14 protein-coding genes and 1 tRNA gene are annotated in these 15,629 nt (G+C 65.1%); 2 read left to right on the plus strand and 13 right to left on the minus strand.

Annotation, left to right across the window (positions count from 1 at the left end; all coding sequences use genetic code 11):
* Positions 1-60 precede the first annotated feature (60 nt).
* From K2O51_RS19295 to K2O51_RS19355, 13 genes are all read right to left on the minus strand, one after another.
* On the minus strand, positions 61-1,029 hold the full coding sequence (locus K2O51_RS19295; protein WP_011297485.1) for an ABC transporter substrate-binding protein: 969 nt from the start codon (positions 1,027-1,029) through the stop codon (positions 61-63).
* Positions 1,030-1,306: 277 nt separating this feature from the next.
* Positions 1,307-2,365 carry an aldo/keto reductase gene (locus tag K2O51_RS19300; protein WP_011297486.1) on the minus strand — a complete coding sequence of 353 codons (1,059 nt, stop codon included), beginning with the start codon at positions 2,363-2,365 and terminating at the stop codon, positions 1,307-1,309.
* Between the two features lie 31 nt (positions 2,366-2,396).
* Positions 2,397-3,431: a quinone-dependent dihydroorotate dehydrogenase gene (locus K2O51_RS19305; RefSeq protein WP_220631509.1), complete on the minus strand. Its 1,035-nt coding sequence runs from the start codon at positions 3,429-3,431 to the stop codon at positions 2,397-2,399.
* 109 nt (positions 3,432-3,540) lie between these two features.
* Entirely contained in the window at positions 3,541-4,341 is an 801-nt protein-coding gene (locus tag K2O51_RS19310; protein WP_220631510.1) for an arginyltransferase, read from the minus strand.
* Positions 4,342-4,374: 33 nt separating this feature from the next.
* Positions 4,375-5,127: a leucyl/phenylalanyl-tRNA--protein transferase gene (gene aat, locus K2O51_RS19315; protein WP_140950168.1), complete on the minus strand. Its 753-nt coding sequence runs from the start codon at positions 5,125-5,127 to the stop codon at positions 4,375-4,377.
* 25 nt (positions 5,128-5,152) lie between these two features.
* A complete protein-coding gene (locus tag K2O51_RS19320) occupies positions 5,153-5,737 on the minus strand; it encodes an NUDIX hydrolase (protein ID WP_011297490.1) in 585 nt (194 codons plus the stop codon).
* Positions 5,738-5,911: 174 nt separating this feature from the next.
* Positions 5,912-5,987, minus strand: a tRNA-Met gene (locus K2O51_RS19325).
* Between the two features lie 121 nt (positions 5,988-6,108).
* Positions 6,109-6,861, minus strand: coding sequence for an RES family NAD+ phosphorylase (locus tag K2O51_RS19330; protein ID WP_011297491.1), 753 nt, complete (start codon positions 6,859-6,861; stop codon positions 6,109-6,111).
* On the minus strand, positions 6,821-7,210 hold the full coding sequence (locus tag K2O51_RS19335) for an MbcA/ParS/Xre antitoxin family protein (RefSeq protein ID WP_011297492.1): 390 nt from the start codon (positions 7,208-7,210) through the stop codon (positions 6,821-6,823). Before K2O51_RS19335 ends, K2O51_RS19330 begins: the two co-directional genes overlap by 41 nt.
* 123 nt (positions 7,211-7,333) lie before the next feature.
* Positions 7,334-8,587: a benzoyl-CoA 2,3-epoxidase subunit BoxA gene (gene boxA, locus K2O51_RS19340; RefSeq protein WP_011297493.1), complete on the minus strand. Its 1,254-nt coding sequence runs from the start codon at positions 8,585-8,587 to the stop codon at positions 7,334-7,336.
* A 75-nt stretch (positions 8,588-8,662) separates the two neighbouring features.
* Positions 8,663-10,087 carry a benzoyl-CoA 2,3-epoxidase subunit BoxB gene (boxB, locus tag K2O51_RS19345; protein ID WP_011297494.1) on the minus strand — a complete coding sequence of 475 codons (1,425 nt, stop codon included), beginning with the start codon at positions 10,085-10,087 and terminating at the stop codon, positions 8,663-8,665.
* Between the two features lie 29 nt (positions 10,088-10,116).
* Positions 10,117-11,799, minus strand: a complete 1,683-nt coding sequence (boxC, locus tag K2O51_RS19350; RefSeq protein ID WP_011297495.1) for a 2,3-epoxybenzoyl-CoA dihydrolase — start codon at positions 11,797-11,799, stop codon at positions 10,117-10,119.
* Between the two features lie 108 nt (positions 11,800-11,907).
* Positions 11,908-12,837: a helix-turn-helix transcriptional regulator gene (locus tag K2O51_RS19355; RefSeq protein ID WP_220631511.1), complete on the minus strand. Its 930-nt coding sequence runs from the start codon at positions 12,835-12,837 to the stop codon at positions 11,908-11,910.
* A gap of 278 nt (positions 12,838-13,115) precedes the next feature.
* Here K2O51_RS19355 and K2O51_RS19360 point away from each other — a divergent pair, with 278 nt between their 5' ends.
* Together K2O51_RS19360 and K2O51_RS19365 are read left to right on the plus strand one after the other, a co-directional pair.
* Positions 13,116-14,777 carry a benzoate-CoA ligase family protein gene (locus K2O51_RS19360; protein WP_220631512.1) on the plus strand — a complete coding sequence of 554 codons (1,662 nt, stop codon included), beginning with the start codon at positions 13,116-13,118 and terminating at the stop codon, positions 14,775-14,777.
* A gap of 13 nt (positions 14,778-14,790) precedes the next feature.
* On the plus strand, positions 14,791-15,606 hold the full coding sequence (locus K2O51_RS19365) for an alpha/beta fold hydrolase (RefSeq protein WP_011297498.1): 816 nt from the start codon (positions 14,791-14,793) through the stop codon (positions 15,604-15,606).
* Positions 15,607-15,629 lie beyond the last annotated feature (23 nt).

Raw genomic sequence — 15,629 nt, forward strand, 5'->3', positions numbered from 1 at the left:
GTAGAGGGAGGACACGCGGCCGTCCGCATCGAGCGGACGGCGCTGGTCAGACTTTTGTGCTTACTTGATGACGGTCTTGGCTTCCTTGACCAGGTCCGGCGACAGCGTCACGCCTTGCTTTTGCGCGGCGCCGGTGTTCACGAACAGTTCAAGGTTGCTGCTGGTTTCGGAGGCAATCGCGCCCGGCTTCTCACCCTTCAGGATGCGCACCACGACCTTGCCGGTCTGGTGGCCCAGGTCCAGGTAGTTGATACCCAGTGCGGCGATGGCGCCACGCTTGACGCTGTCGGTGTCGGCGGCAATCAGCGGGATCTTCGACTCATTGGCGACCTTCACCAGCGCTTCATAGGCCGACACCACGTTGTTGTCGGTGTTGGTGTAGATCACGTCGACCTTGCCAGCCAGGCTCTTGGCGGCGGCACCGATGTCAACCGTACGCGGCGCGGCGGCTTCCTTCAGGGTCATGCCCTGCTTGGCCAGCAGTTCCTTCAGTTCCTTGACCACCACGACCGAGTTGGCTTCACCCGGGTTGTAGACCATGCCGACGGTCTTCGCATTCGGCACGACACGCTTGATCAGCGCGACCTGCTTGTCCAGCGGCAGCTTGTCCGACACGCCGGTCACGTTGGTGCCCGACGGGGCCCAGCTCTTGACCAATTGCGCGGCGACCGGATCGGTCACGCCGGAATACACGACGGGCACGGTCTTGGTAGCGGCGACCACGGCCTGGGCCGACGGCGTGGCGATGGCGACGATCGCGTTCGGGTTGTCACCGACGAACTTGCGGGCGATCTGCGCGGCCGTGCCGGTGTTGCCCTGGGCGCTCTGGTATTCCCACTTCAGGTTCTTGTCGGCGTCATAGCCGGCGGCCTTCAACTCCTCGCGCACGCCGTCGCGGATGGCGTCCAGCGCGGGGTGGTCCACGATCGACAGGACCTTGACGGTCTGGGCGTGCACGGCGCCGCCGCACAGCAATGCCAGCGCGACTGCGCCGCCGAGGATGGACTTGGTTGCCTTGAGACCCTTCATATTGATCTGTTCTCCTCCGAGTGACTCGGTTCTGGATGGTGCGGCCGCGCACAAGCTTGGTCTCGCTGCCGGGCCGCCACGACGATAGTGTGGTGGACACCTGCTCATGGCGTTTGCGTCACTTCCGGCGGCTAGTGGAGGCGCGCGTCCGCGCAATGGGCCAGACAGCGATAAGCCTGCGAGGATACCACTTCTCGCGCACGAAATGGGAAGTCCCGGAGGGAATGCGGGGCATCCGATGCTGCCGGAGCCCCCTTATTTGCCATCGGGGCGCAGATTATTGCGCAGGATTGCAGATTTGCTTGTGGATTACCCCGATTGCGGCAATCACGTCTTCATGCAATTGCGTTTGCCACGCATCGATGTTTTCGCGTAGCTGGTCCAGCGACGTGGCGCCAATGATGGTGCTGGCGGCGAACCAGCGCGAATAGCACCAGGCCAGCGCGAGCGTCGCCGGCGACAATCCGGCCTTGCGTGCCAGTTCGACATAGCGCGCCGATGCGGCCATCGTTTCCTTGCGCATATAGCGCGGGCTCCAGTCGGCGCCGAAGCGGGTCAGGCGTCCGATTGCGGCATCGTTGAAGACCGGGTTTGCCGGGTCGCCGCTCAGGTATTTGCCCGTCAGCTGGCCGAAGGCGAGCGGGCTGTAGACCAGCAGGCTCACGTCGGTGCGATAGCAAGCCTCGTCCAGGCCCTGCTCAAAGCTGCGGTTGACGAGGTTGTAGGGGTTCTGGATGGTCGCAATGCGCGGCAACCCGTGCTGCTCGGCCAGGCGCACAAATTCGCTCACGCCCCATGGCGTTTCATTCGAAACGCCGACATAACGAACCTTGCCGGCCTGCACCAGCTCCGCCAGCGTTTCCAGTTGCGCCTGGATGGACGCGCAAGGACGTTCCAGGGCCGGATCGAAGCTGGTCTGGCCGAAGATCGGCGCGTTGCGGGCGGGCCAGTGGATCTGGTACAGGTCGATGTAGTCGGTCTGCAGCCGCTGCAGTGATGCGTCGACCGCCGCAAGGATGCCCGCGGGGGTGAAGTCGTCGCCATTGCGGATCCACGGCATCCGTCCCGGGCCGGCCACCTTGGTGGCCAGCACCACGCGGTCGCGCGGCTGGCGCTTGAGCCAACTGCCGATGATCTGCTCGGTCCGGCTGTAGGTTTCGGCACGCGGCCTGACCGGGTACATTTCGGCCGTATCGATGAAGTTGATCCCGCGCGAGAACGCGTAGTCGAGCTGGCTGTGGCCGTCGGCTTCAGTGTTCTGCTCGCCGAAGGTCATGGTGCCCAGGCAGATGCGGGAGACCTCCAGGTCGCTGCGGCCGAGGCGGACGGTTTCCATGTTGTTCTCCTTGCTGGCTAGCAGAACGGATTCAGGCACGCAGCGCGGCGGCGCAATCGCGTACGAGTGTCGGCCCTCGGTAGATCAGGCCGCTGTAGACCTGGACGAGCTTTGCCCCGGCATCGATTTTCGCGCGGGCGTCCGCGCCGCTGAAAATGCCGCCCACGCCAATGATGGGCACCGCATCGCCAACGACCTGGCGCAGCGCGCGCACCACGTGCGTCGACTGCTCGAACACCGGCCGGCCGGACAGTCCGCCGGCTTCTTCCGCGTGCGGCAGGCCCTTCACGGCATCGCGGGAGATCGTGGTGTTGGTCGCGATCACGCCGTCGATCTTGTGGCGTACCAGCGCGTCGCCGATATTGCCGATCTGGTCGGCATCGAGATCGGGCGCGATCTTCAGGGCCACCGGCACGTAACGCTTGTGCTGGTCGGCGAGGCGCTGCTGCGCGGCCTTGAGCGTCGACAGCAGGCTGTCGAGTTCGCTGGCGCCCTGGAGCTGGCGCAGGTTCTTGGTGTTCGGCGACGAGATGTTGACCGTCACGTAGCTCGCATGCGGATAGACGCGCTCGAGGCAATACAGGTAGTCGTCGGCCGCGCGTTCGATCGGCGTATCGGCGTTCTTGCCGATGTTCAGGCCCAGCACGCCGCCTTCCGCCTTCCAGCGAGATGCCTTGACGTTGGCGATGAACGCGTCGACGCCGCCGTTGTTGAAGCCCATGCGGTTGATCAGCGCGTCGGCCTGGGGCAGGCGGAACATGCGCGGGCGCGGGTTGCCGGGCTGTGCGCGCGGCGTGACGGTGCCCACCTCGATGAACCCGAAGCCGAACGACGCCAGTCCGTCGATATAGGCACCATCCTTGTCCAGCCCGGCGGCCAGGCCCACGGGGTTCGGAAAGCGCACGCCCATCACGGTGCGCGGATCGTCGGGAATGCGATTGCCGATGCAGCCGCCGAGGCCCAGGCGGTGCGCACGCAGCAGGTTGTTCAGGGTGAAGTGGTGGGCGTCCTCCGCGTCCATCGAGAACAGGGCGGGGCGGAACAGGGGATAGAGCGCGTTGAGCACGAGGAGGGGCGACCGGGAAGCCGGCGCAGAGTGAAAACCAAGCCGGCATTGTAGCGGCTGGGGCGCATGACCGCCCGCAGTGTGGTGTCGGGTCGGCCCCCGCCGACGCCTATTCCTGGGCCGGGTCGGTGCCGTCCAACTGCCCGGCGGCCGTGGCATCGGCCGCGTCGTCCTCGAACGCCTGCCACTGGTTGCCGGTCAGCACCTGCAGCGGGCGGAAACGTGCCTTGTAGGCCATCTTCCGACTTTCGGCGATCCAGTAGCCAAGGTACAGGTGCGGCAGGCCGAGTTCGCGTGTCTGGCGGATCTGCCAGAGGATGTTGTAGGTGCCGTAGCTCGCGTTGCGCTCGACCGGATCATAGAAGGTATAGACCGACGACAGCCCGTCATCGAGCACGTCGATCATGCTGACCATGCGCAGCTTGCCGGCCTCGGGCGAGCCGGGGGGCTCGCGGAACTCCACGAGCCGGGAGTTCACGCGGCTTTGCAGCAGGAACTGCTCGTACTGGTCGCGGCTGTCCTGATCCATGCCGCCGCCAGCGTGGCGCATCGACTGGTACAGCAAATACAGCGAGTAGTGCTCCTCGACATACGTGAGCGGCGCCACCAGCGCCTGCAGATGGCCGTGCCGGCGCCAGGCCCGGCGTTGCGAACGATCCGGCTCGAACTGTTCCACGAGCACGCGGCACGGCGTGCACGCGTGGCATTCATCGCAGTATGGGCGGTAGGTGAAGATGCCGCTGCGGCGGAATCCGGCGCGCACCAGGCGCGAGTAGACGTCCGCGTTGATCAGGTGGGCCGGTGTCGCCACTTGCGAGCGAGCCATGCGGCCATCGAGATAGCTGCAGGCGTAGGGCGCCGTGGCATAGAACTGCAGCGCGGAAAGCGGAAGCTCCTTCAGCTTGCTCATGGCGGACTTGGGGCGGGTGATGCAGCCAGCTTGTCAGACGGCCGGGGTGGCGGGCGTGGCGGTCCACCGCTCCAGCACCGATTTGTCGAACCACCAGGGCGTGATTGCCGGTTGTGCCGAGGCATTTCGTACATGGGCCAGGAATTCCGCACGCGCGATCGGGCGCGCGCCAAGCGAGGCCAGGTGATCGGTTTCCTGCTGGCAGTCTATCATCGGCACGCCGTGATTGCCGAGGAACGCGCACAGCGCCGCGAGCGCGATCTTGGAGGCGTCGGTGCGGTGCGCAAACATCGATTCGCCATAGAACATGCGGCCCAGCGCCACGCCATAGAGGCCGCCGACGCGCGTGCCGCGGTACCAGGTCTCCACGGAGTGAGCCATACCGTTGCTGTGCAGCGCACCATAGGCGGCGATGATCTCGCGCGTGATCCACGTGCCGTCCTGTCCCTCGCGCGGCGTCATCGCGCAGGCGCGCATCACGGCGAGGAAATCATCGTCGACACGGATCTCCCAGTCCGGGTCGCGCAGCACGCGGCGTAGTGTCTTGCGGAACGTGGCGGAGATCTTCAGCGCCTGGGGCGCGAGCACCATGCGTGGATCGGTGCTCCACCACAGCACCGGCTGGCCCACCGAATACCACGGGAAGATGCCCTGGCGGTACGCCAGCAGCAAGCGCTGGGGCGACAGGTCGCGGCTGGCGGCGAGCAGGCCCGGCGCTTCCGTGGCCGGCCCGAGCGCGCGCTCCACCGGCGGAAACGGATCGTGCGGGTCCAGCCAGGCGATCATGCTGGGGCTGCTGGCGCAGAAAGAATCAGGGCGTCACCGTCGCCCGGCTGGTCAGCGGGCGCATGGGCTTGTCGATATCCAGGCTGTGCAGCCGGAAACTGCCGTCTTGCAGGCGGCCTGCGGCACGGTCGGCAAAGAAGCAGCGCAGCGTGTGGATCACCGTGGGGAAGGCGAGTTCGTCCCACGGTACATCGGCTTCCTCCACGAGCTTCACTTCGAGGCTTTCCTCACCCGGGGCAATGTCGAGGTCGTCCAGCGTCGCCAGGTAAAAAAGATGCACCTGGTGCACGTGGGGCACGTTCAGCATCGAAAACAGTTCACCTACCTGCACGCGCGCGCCGGCTTCTTCCAGCGTCTCGCGCGAGGCGGCCTGGGCCGTGGTCTCGCCGATCTCCATGAAGCCAGCCGGCAGCGTCCAGAAGCCATAGCGCGGCTCGATTGCTCGCTTGCACAGCAGGATCTTGTCTTCCCAGACGGGGATCGTGCCGACCACGTTGCGGGGATTGATGTAGTGAATGGTGCCGCAGTTGTCACAAACACTGCGCGGGCGGTTGTCGCCGTCAGGTACGCGCAGCACGACCGCATGGCCACAGTTCGAGCAGAATTTCATGAGGGGCGTCCGGGAGGAATGGGGCAAAGTGTATCACCGCGCGGCCCGGCTGCCTGAGTGGCGGGCCCCACAGCGTGCGGCGAGACCCGGAAAGCAAAAAGCCCGCGATTGCGGGCTTTGCGATGAACTGCCAACGAAACGTTTGGCAGATCCGGTTCGACGTGTTGAGGCGTTTGGTTGCGGGGGCAGGACTTGAACCTGCGACCTTCGGGTTATGAGCCCGACGAGCTGCCAACTGCTCCACCCCGCGTCCGTCGAAGAAAAAATTATAGGGCAACGGCTACCGCGTTGCAACACTTATGTGAAAAAAACTGCATTTGCGCGCCGAGCTGCCTTCCGTAACGATTAGACGGCGATGGCGCTGCCGAGGTTCAGCCTTCTGGGGACCTTTCGCTTGTGCGCTGCCACAGCGATGCGGCGAACTCAAAGCTGTCGCGTTGCTGCAGGTCGTCGCGTTGCCAGATTACGCGGTCACGGCGCACCGTCAGCATCCATGTGGTTGTGGCCAGCGGCAGCGGATGGTCAAACGCACGCGGCGTCATTACGGCGCCGCATGGGCCGTGCCCGGGATCGCGGACCGACGTATAGCGGATCAGGCCGATGCCGGCTTCGCGTGCGATGCGGCCGAAGGCCTGGCAGGCCTCGTGGCTATCCGGATCGGTCCATTGCGCGCTGTCGCGGTCGAACGGCGGCGTATCCAGAGCCACGCCTTCGGTGCGCACGCTCACCTGGAACAGTGTCTGGGCGCGGGCGTCGATGCGGGGCAGGGCGGGGCTGTCGTTGAGGAAGCGCCAGCGCCAGTAGCCAAGCTCGGCACAGGCGGTGCGGATTTCCTCGGCGCCATAGAACACACCGGGATCTTGCCCGGCGCGAAAGCGCGAGCCCCACGGCGATGGCGGGTAACGGAACGGCGTGAACAGCAGATAGTGCAGATGCCGGGCCTCCGCGGGCACGGCGGGCTTGCCGGCGTCGAGCACGGCTTCCAGCACGGCCTGCTCGTCGAGGCTGTCGACCAGCGGCATGGTCGAGACCACATGCTGGGCCTCTACCGCACGCCAGAGGGTGAGCGCGAACGGCTGGCGCTCAGATGCGACCGCGGGTGGCGTCCAGGTAGTGAACGACACGAACGAGGCCTTCAGTAGTGCGGATCATTTCGAGAGGTTTGCCGCCAAGCGCGAGATTTTCGTTGGTCAGCCACAGCCGTGCCTGGTCGCCGTGCCCGAGGATGGCGTCAAGCGAGCGGAACAGCCGTACGAACAGCACGCCGAATTCCCACTCCTTGCGGTGCTTGTCGAGGATGTACAGGCCGGATGCCATGCGCGATACGGAGGCCGTGCTGATGCCCAGCACGCTGGCCACGATGGCCTGGCTGATGCCGAGGAAGCTGGCCGCGCGCATGACGGCCTTGGTCAGCGTGGTGCCAGGGTCCGGACCGCTGGCGGGTTCTGCCTCCGGAATTCGCCTCGATTGCATCGCCGTTGCTCCTGTTTCTTGAGAAACATTATAGGCGAGTCATTTCAGAAGGGAAGTGCGAGATGCAAGGAAACCGGCCCGCGAACCGCACGGGCCGGCGGGCATAGCCAGGCCAAAGAGGGGTCAGTAAGTCTCGATATGCAACCGGCCTTCGGCCTTCATGGTGGCCTCCAGTTCCGGCCACGACATGCCTGACGCGGCGCAGACATCGCCGAAGGCTGCCAGCACGCCTTCTTCCATCCCCTTCAGGCCGCAGATGTAGACATGGCCATGCGGATCGGACAGCAGGGCCGTCACGCCGGCCGACGCCTCGCGGATCGCGTCCTGCACATAGCGGCGTGGCACCTCGGCGTCGCGCGAGAACGCGAAATGGATGTCGAGGAAATCTTTCGGCAGCTTCAGCAGCGGGCCGAAGTACGGCAACTCCCGAGCATTGCGCGCACCGAAGAAAAGCATGCGACGCCCACCGAAGTGCTCCATGTTGCGCCGCATGCGCTCGGTCATCGCGCGCATGGGAGCCGAGCCCGTGCCGGTGCAGATCATCATGATGCTGGCTTCCCGGTGATTGGGCATTAGGAACGTAGTGCCGAACGGCCCGACCACCTGCACGGTATCGCCCTTGGCCAGGTCGCACAGGAAGTTCGACGCCACGCCGCGCACCGGATTGCCGTCGTGGTCTTCCTCGACGCGTTTCACGGTCAGCGCAAGATTGTTGTAGCCAGGCCGTTCGCCGTCGCGCGGGCTGGCAACGGAGTACATGCGGATGTAGTGCGGCTTGCCGGCTGCGTCTGTGCCGGGCGGCACGATGCCGATGGCCTGTCCTTCCAGCACCGGGAAGAAATGCGTGCCGAAGTCCAGCACGATGTGGTGGATGTCGCTTGATGCATCCTCGGCGGTCAGCCTGTAGTTGCCAGCCACGGTAGCCGCCATGGGCGCCCGGACGCCGTGCAGGTTGACATACGGATGGGCTGCCGACCATGGCGCGCGCGCCGACGTGTGTCGGCTCGTTTCCACGGCTTGTACCGTTACACCGCCTTCTGCGGCAGCTGTGGCGGTGTCTGCGCGTAGGGCTTCGTCCGTGCCGGCTGCATCGAGTTCCGCTGCAGGCAGCGGTATCTCGGCCGGCAGTTCATCCCACAGCAGTTGCTCTTCGATCGGATAGGCCTGGCCCTTGAGCATGGTGCGCCAGTTGTCGATGGCGCCGGTCGGGCATGGCGAGAGGCAGGCGTTGCACGCGTTACAGACGTCGGCCTTCACCACATAGTTGCGCTCGTCATGGGTGATCGCGTCGATCGGACACGTGTCTTCGCAGGTATTGCAGCGAATGCAGATTTCCGGATCGATCAGGTGCTGCTTGATCATTTCGGGGGCGCCCATGGTATGTCTCCATGTGGGGCGGGGCCGGCTTCGGCCCCGGGGCTACAGTCCTGTCTTTCTTGTGGTGGCGGTCATTCAGTTGAAGCGCACGTACTCGAAATCCATTGGCTGGCGGTTGACGCCGACAGCGGGCGGCGCGATCCAGTTGGCGTACTTGCCAGGCTCCGTCACACGGCCCATCAGCGACGCGACATAGGCGCGGTCTTCTTCCGTGGCGAGCCAGTTGCGCTCGTTGGCTTGCCACTGTGCTTCGGTCAGGAGCTCGCCGGTCGGCGACACGTGCACATTGGAAAGCGTGCCAATCTTGCGATTGAACGCCTTGTGCGGGACCGTCAGCTTGAACGGGATGCCGTGCTTCTCGATCACCTTGTTCCAGCGCGCCACGCCGCCGATCGAATCGCGGATGTAGTCGTCGCGCAGCACTTCATTGAGGGCATTGAGCATCGGCACTTCACGCTCGCCGAGCTGGCCGTCGCGCACTTCGAGCACGCGATAGACGTCGCTCTTGAGCACGTGGTCATCGGTACGCTTGCCTTCCTCGAAGCGGCCCTTGAGCCCGGCGCTGTAGAACGTGGCGGCGTTGGACGACTGGTCCGCGCCGAACAGGTCGATGGTGACGCTGTAGTGGAAGTTCAGGTAGCGCTGGATGGTCTCCAGGTCGATCACGCCGGCAGCGCGCACATCGGCCGGGTCACGGATGTCACGCTCGCGCATTACTTCACAAGTCCGCTGGATCACGCGCGACACGCCCGATTCGCCGACGAACATGTGGTGCGCTTCCTCGGTGAGCATGAAGCGCGTGGTGCGCGCGAGCGGATCGAAGCCTGATTCGGCCAGCGCGCAGAGTTGGAACTTGCCGTCGCGGTCGGTGAAGTACGTGAACATGAAGAACGACAGCCAGTCCGGCGTGCGTTCGTTGAATGCCCCCAGGATGCGCGGATTGTCCTGATCGCCGGAGCGGCGATCGAGCAGCGCCTCGGCTTCCTCACGCCCGTCGCGGCCGAAATAGCGGTGCAGCAGATACACCATGGCCCACAGATGGCGGCCTTCCTCCACGTTCACCTGGAACAGGTTGCGCAGGTCATACAGGCTCGGTGCAGTCAGGCCAAGGTGCCGCTGCTGTTCAACCGATGCCGGCTCTGTATCGCCCTGCGTGACGATGATGCGACGCAGGTTGGCGCGATGTTCCCCCGGCACGTCCTGCCACGCGGCTTCGCCCTTGTGCTCGCCGAAATGGATCTGGCGCGCCGGATCGGCGGGCTGCAGGAAGATGCCCCAGCGGTAATCCGGCATCTTTACGTGCTCGAAATGCGCCCAGCCCGACGGGTCGACCGACACAGCCGTGCGCAGGTACACGTCAAAGTTGTGCGAGCCCTCCGGCCCCATGTCGCGCCACCAGTCCAGGAACGCCGGCTGCCAGTGCTCCAGTGCGCGCTGCAGCGCGCGGTCGTCCGCCAGGTTGACGTTGTTCGGGATCTTCTGGCTGTAGTCGATGCTCACGGCGTGTCTCCTTGCAGGTCGTTATGGCGTCAGACGCGGTTCCAGTCGAAACGGGGCTTGTTCCCGCTCCCGAAAACCTTGAGCGCGCCATTCTCGCCCACCGCGTTGGGGCGGTTGAAGATCCAGTTCTGCCAGGCCGTCAGGCGTCCGAAGATCCGGGTTTCCATGGTTTCGCCCGGGCCGAAGCGCAGGTTCGCTTCCAGGCCGGTGAGTGCATCGGGGGACAGGCTGGCGCGCTCCTCCACAGCGATGCGGATCTCGTCTTCCCAGTCCATATCGTCGGGCGCGGCGGTAATCAGGCTCAGTGAATCGGCGCTCAGTGCATCGAGCGGCTGGCCGATGTGTTCACGTGCTGCGGTAATGGCGGCTTCGTCCCCATAGAAGCGCGCGGCCAGCCGTGACAGCCCATTGGGCATCGGGTAGCGGCCGAAGTTGGCTTCGCTGAGGAAGACGCGCGGCGCATCGTCAGGTGCGTCGGGCAGATGCAGCATGTAGCTGCGATCCGCCGCCAGTGCCAGTTCCAGCAGCGTGCCGGCGAAGCACGAGTCCTGCTCGATCAGCGCGAACAGGCTGCGCGACGACACATCGAGCCGCGCAAGCGTACGGCGCAGCATGCCGATCGTTTCGCGCACGAACCAATGGCTGGCGTGCGCTTCCATCAGCGCATCGGCGGCCAGGACGGCTGCCGCGTCACCGTCAGTCTTCATGATCCACATGCCGATATCGAGATGGTTCGTGCGCAGCGTCAGGATCGCGTCATCCAGTTCGCGCGCCATCTTGAGCGGCCACCATTGCGCGCCCGCCGAGACAACGCCCGCGAGGTCCGTGGGCTGGTGTCGGTCGGGGCCGAATACGGTGATCGTGGCCTTGCGCGCGGCGCGGTCGAAATGGACGCGCACCGTGTCATAGCGGTAGCCGTCTTCCTCGACGGTGCGCGACAGCGGGGTCAGTTCGATGCCGTGGTGGTTCTGCGGGCGATCGCTGGTGGCGGCCAGCGCGGCCGCGCGCTCGGCAATGTATTCGGTAAAGCGCGCGGGTTTGACCACGTCGTCGACGAGCTTCCAGTCCTTGGCGCGCTGTCCGCGCACGCCTTCGGTCGTGGTGCAGAAAATGTCGGCATGGTCGCGACGCACGCGTCGCTTGTCCGTCACGCGGGTCAGGCCGCCGGTGCCGGGAAGCACACCGAGCAGTGGCACTTCCGGCAGGCTCACGGCCGAAGAGCGATCGTCGACCAGCACGATTTCGTCGCAGGCCAGGGCGAGTTCATAGCCGCCGCCGGCTGTGGTGCCGTTGCACGCCGCGATGAACTTGAGGCCCGAATGGCGGCTGGCGTCTTCGATGCCGTTGCGCGTCTCGTTGGTGAACTTGCAGAAGTTCACCTTCCACGCGTGCGTCGACTGGCCGAGCATGAAGATATTGGCGCCCGAGCAGAAGATGCGGTCGCGTGCGCTGGTCATCACCACCGTGCGCACCTCCGGGTGCTCGAAACGGATGCGCTGCAGGGCGTCGTGCAGTTCGATGTCGACGCCGAGGTCATAGGAGTTCAGCTTCAGCGTGTAGCCCGGCCGCAGGCCGCCTTCTTCGTCGACATCCATCGCCAGCGTGGCGACCGGGCCGTCAAATGTGAGCTTCCAGTGGCGGTATTGCTCGGGGTGGCGTTCGAACGTGACGGGTTCAGCGGCTTGAGTGGGGGCGGTGGCCGGCGCGGACATGGCTGTCTCCTTAATGCACTATAGTGCCTTGCGGCTTTCGATGAAATATAGTGCATGGTGACGGAGGGTGCAATACCTTTCTGCACGCCGTGCCGAGGGCGCCCGAAGTCAGGCCGTGACGTGGGAAATCTGGGCGCGCAGGGCCTGCAGCGAAGTGTGGGCGTCCTGGCCGCTGGTATCGAGTGCGAGGTCGGCGCGGGCATACAGCGGCGTGCGCGCCTGCAGAATACGGCGCAGGTCCGTCATGGCTTCGCGATTGCCTTGCATGGGGCGCATGTCGCCCTGTGCGACCACCCGGGCCATGTGTTCCTCGGGCGATGTCTTGACCCACACCGTATAGCAGCGCGACAGCAGCAGGTTGAAGGTGCCCGGTTCGGAGACGAGGCTGCCGGGTGTAGCGAGGACCATGTTGTCGTGCTCGCGCAGTACGCGTTCGAGCGCGCGCATCTCGTAGCGTCGATAAGCAGCCTGGCCATAGAGCGAGTGAATCTCGGAAAGGCTTGCGCCCGCTTCTTGTTCGATCACATTGTTGAGTTCGACGAACGGCATGTCCTCAGCCGCCGCCAGGGCGCGGCCCAACGTCGATTTGCCCGCGCCGCGCAAGCCGATCAGCGCAATGCGGCGATGCCGCGCATCGCGCGATTCCGCGGGTGCCAGCGCATGGCGGCAGGCATCGCGCACGCGTGCAAGGTCGCCCGTTGGCAATTGCGCGAGCCACTGCACGAGCTGCGCGAACTCGGTTACCTGCTGGCCATTCAGGCCGTCCACTTCCGCCAGCACGACCGGCAACGGCACATCGAGCGCGCGCGCCACCTGGCGCAGCAGCAGCACCGAGGCATTACCCGTACCAGTCTCCAGGTTGGCCAGGTAGCGTTCCGAAACGTTGGCGCCGCGCGCCAGGTCCTTGCGCGACATGCCGCGTGCCGCGCGCAGCGAGCGGATACGTTCCCCCAACTGCGTGAGATAGGGGTCGCGTTCGCCGTTGGCGCCGCCGGCGGTGGCATCGGGCGGGGAGTGCGGTTCGGGGTCTCGGCGCATGGCGGACAGGTGTATCGGGCGATTCAGGCGGTTGGGCCGGCCTTTGTGCAGTATCCGGCGGAAAGGGAGGCGAATTATAAGGGAGCCCTGCGGGGCGATTGCCCGCACGGTGTCATATAGTGCATCTACTAACTTGCATGATAGGCGATATGAAATAAAATGCATCAACAAGCCGATGCGATCGCCTTTACGCACCGGCATCCAAGAGCGACCGGCCTGACGCCGCCGCGCTGCCGGTTTTTTCTGCCGGAGGCGCTGCGACCCCAAGGAGTGGAGACATGACGCCCCCCAATACCCCTGCCGGTTCGCCGGCGGGTGCTTCGCTTTCGTCCGGAACTGCCGAATCCGATATCACCGCGCTGCCCGCCCGGTACAACGCTGCCGCCGACTTGCTGGGGCGCAACCTCGCGGCGGGTCGCGGCGACAAAGTTGCCTATGTCGACGACAAGGTCTCGCTAACTTTCTCTGAACTCGATGCGCGCGCTCGCCGCTTTGCCGCGGCGCTGCATGACGCCGGTTTCCGGCGCGAGGAACGTCTGCTGCTGTGCGCGTTCGATACCGTCGACTTTCCAACCGTATTCCTCGGCTGCCTGCTTGCGGGCGTGGTGCCGGTCGCGGTGAATACGCTGCTCACGGCCGACGACTACGCGTACATGCTCCAGCACAGTGGTGCGCGTGCCGTGGTGGTGTCTGAGGCGCTGCTTCCCCTCATGAAGACCGCGGTCGCCAGCAGCGGCCTGTCGCCGGTGGTCATTCAGGCAGCCCCGTACAAGGATGCGGCGCCAAGCTGCAGTGTGGAGGCAGTGATCTCGCGCACGCGCTCGGCGGCGCCGGTGGTCGACACCGGGCCGGACGACATGGCGTTCTGGCTCTATTCGTCGGGCTCGACGGGCCGCCCCAAGGGCACTGTGCATACGCACGGCAACCTCTTCCATACCGCTGACCTGTACGCGCGGCGCGTGCTCGGCATGCGTGAAGACGATGTGGTGTTCTCGGCGGCGAAGCTGTTCTTTGCCTATGGACTCGGCAATGCGCTGACGTTTCCGCTGTTCGTGGGCGCCACCACAGTGCTGATGGCGGAACGGCCCACGCCGGCCGCGGTGTTCCGGCGGCTGTGCGAGCATCGTCCCACTGTGTTCTGCGGTGTGCCGACGCTGTTTGCAGGCATGCTCGCCTCGCCCGAACTGCCACCGCGCAGCGACGTGGCAATGCGCGTCTGCACCTCGGCTGGCGAGGCCTTGCCGAGGGATATCGGCGAACGGTTCTTCGCCCATTTCGGCTGCGACATTCTTGATGGCATCGGCTCTACCGAAATGCTGCACATCTTCCTGTCGAACCGGCCCGGCGACGTACGCTATGGCACGACGGGCAAGCCGGTGCCCGGCTATGAACTGAAGCTGCTCGACGAGCTTGGCGAACCCAGCAAGCCAGGCGAGATCGGAGACCTGTACATCAAAGGGCCATCGGCCGCGCTGATGTACTGGTGCAATCGCGACAAGACCCGCGACACCTTCGTCGGCGCATGGACGCGCAGTGGCGACAAGTACCTGCAGGATGCGGACGGGTACTACATCTACGCCGGGCGCAGCGATGACATGCTCAAAGTGGGCGGCATCTATGTCTCGCCGTTCGAGGTCGAGGCCGCGCTCGCACTGCACCCGTCCGTGCTTGAGGCTGCGGTGATCGGCGTGGTCGATGCCGACGAACTCGTCAAGCCGAAAGCCTTCGTCGTAATGCGTCCGGGACAGCAGTGGCACGCGGGCATGGCTGCCGAGTTGCAGGCCTTCGTCAAGTCACGACTTGCGCCGTACAAGTATCCACGGCAGATCGAGTGCGTGGAGGAATTGCCGAAGACCGCTACGGGCAAGATTCAGCGCTTCCGCCTGCGCCAGCGCGAGGAAGCAGCGCGTGCGGCCGCAACGGCCCACGCCGATGCCTGACCACAGGATCGGCATGCATAGCGATTGGGTAGACATTCCGTTCGACGGCCGGTGTATCCGGATCGAATACCAGTGGCTGCGCGCGGAGCGCGCGCAGCGTCCGCTGGTGGTGTTCCTGCATGAAGGGCTCGGCTCGGTCAGCATGTGGCGCGATTTTCCGCGCAGCTTCTGTGAGGCCGGTGACTTTCGCGGACTGGTGTTTTCGCGCTATGGCTACGGGCGTTCTACCCCGCGGCCGCACGATGAAAAGTGGGGCGTCGATTTCATGCACCGGCAGGCGCGCGAGGCATTGCCGGCATTGTTCGAAGCCCTGGAGATCGGCCCGGGGAGCAGTCACGGAAAGCCATGGCTGCTCGGCCATAGCGACGGGGGCTCCATTGCGCTGATCCACGCCGCGAGCTTTCCCGATTCCGTCGACGGCATCACCGTGCTCGCGCCCCATATCCTCGTCGAAGACGTGTCGGTTCGCAGCATCGCGGCCACGCGCCAGGCCTACCTGGAAACCGATTTGCGCAGCCGCCTGGCGCGCTACCACGACGACGTGGATTCGGCGTTCTGGGGTTGGAACGATATCTGGCTCGACCCCGCTTTCCGCCAGTGGGATCTGCACGATCTGCTACCGCAATTTCGCTGTCCGGTGCTGGCGGTGCAGGGCGAGGACGACGAGTACGGCACCATGGCGCAGATCGAGGGTATCCATCGATATGCCCCGCAAACCGCCTTGCTTAAACTCGCGCGGTGCGGTCATTCGCCACATCGCGACCAGCCGGAGCCGTTGACGCAGGCGGCGGTACGGTTTATAAACGCACATACTTCATACCTAAAATAATTCGTTGCCCGCCCCCTGTGTTG

Source organism: Cupriavidus pinatubonensis (assembly GCF_019602855.1).
Taxonomy (GTDB): domain Bacteria; phylum Pseudomonadota; class Gammaproteobacteria; order Burkholderiales; family Burkholderiaceae; genus Cupriavidus; species Cupriavidus pinatubonensis.

Coding starts and splice junctions, on each gene's coding strand:
- K2O51_RS19295 (WP_011297485.1), bottom strand. CDS start 1,029: ATGAAGGGTCTCAAGGCAACCAAGTCCATCCTCGGCGGCGCAGTCGCG.
- K2O51_RS19300 (WP_011297486.1), bottom strand. CDS start 2,365: ATGGAAACCGTCCGCCTCGGCCGCAGCGACCTGGAGGTCTCCCGCATC.
- K2O51_RS19310 (WP_220631510.1), bottom strand. CDS start 4,341: ATGAGCAAGCTGAAGGAGCTTCCGCTTTCCGCGCTGCAGTTCTATGCC.
- aat (WP_140950168.1), bottom strand. CDS start 5,127: ATGATCGCCTGGCTGGACCCGCACGATCCGTTTCCGCCGGTGGAGCGC.
- K2O51_RS19320 (WP_011297490.1), bottom strand. CDS start 5,737: ATGAAATTCTGCTCGAACTGTGGCCATGCGGTCGTGCTGCGCGTACCT.
- K2O51_RS19335 (WP_011297492.1), bottom strand. CDS start 7,210: ATGCAATCGAGGCGAATTCCGGAGGCAGAACCCGCCAGCGGTCCGGAC.
- boxA (WP_011297493.1), bottom strand. CDS start 8,587: ATGGGCGCCCCCGAAATGATCAAGCAGCACCTGATCGATCCGGAAATC.
- boxC (WP_011297495.1), bottom strand. CDS start 11,799: ATGTCCGCGCCGGCCACCGCCCCCACTCAAGCCGCTGAACCCGTCACG.
- K2O51_RS19355 (WP_220631511.1), bottom strand. CDS start 12,837: ATGCGCCGAGACCCCGAACCGCACTCCCCGCCCGATGCCACCGCCGGC.
- K2O51_RS19360 (WP_220631512.1), top strand. CDS start 13,116: ATGACGCCCCCCAATACCCCTGCCGGTTCGCCGGCGGGTGCTTCGCTT.
- K2O51_RS19365 (WP_011297498.1), top strand. CDS start 14,791: ATGCATAGCGATTGGGTAGACATTCCGTTCGACGGCCGGTGTATCCGG.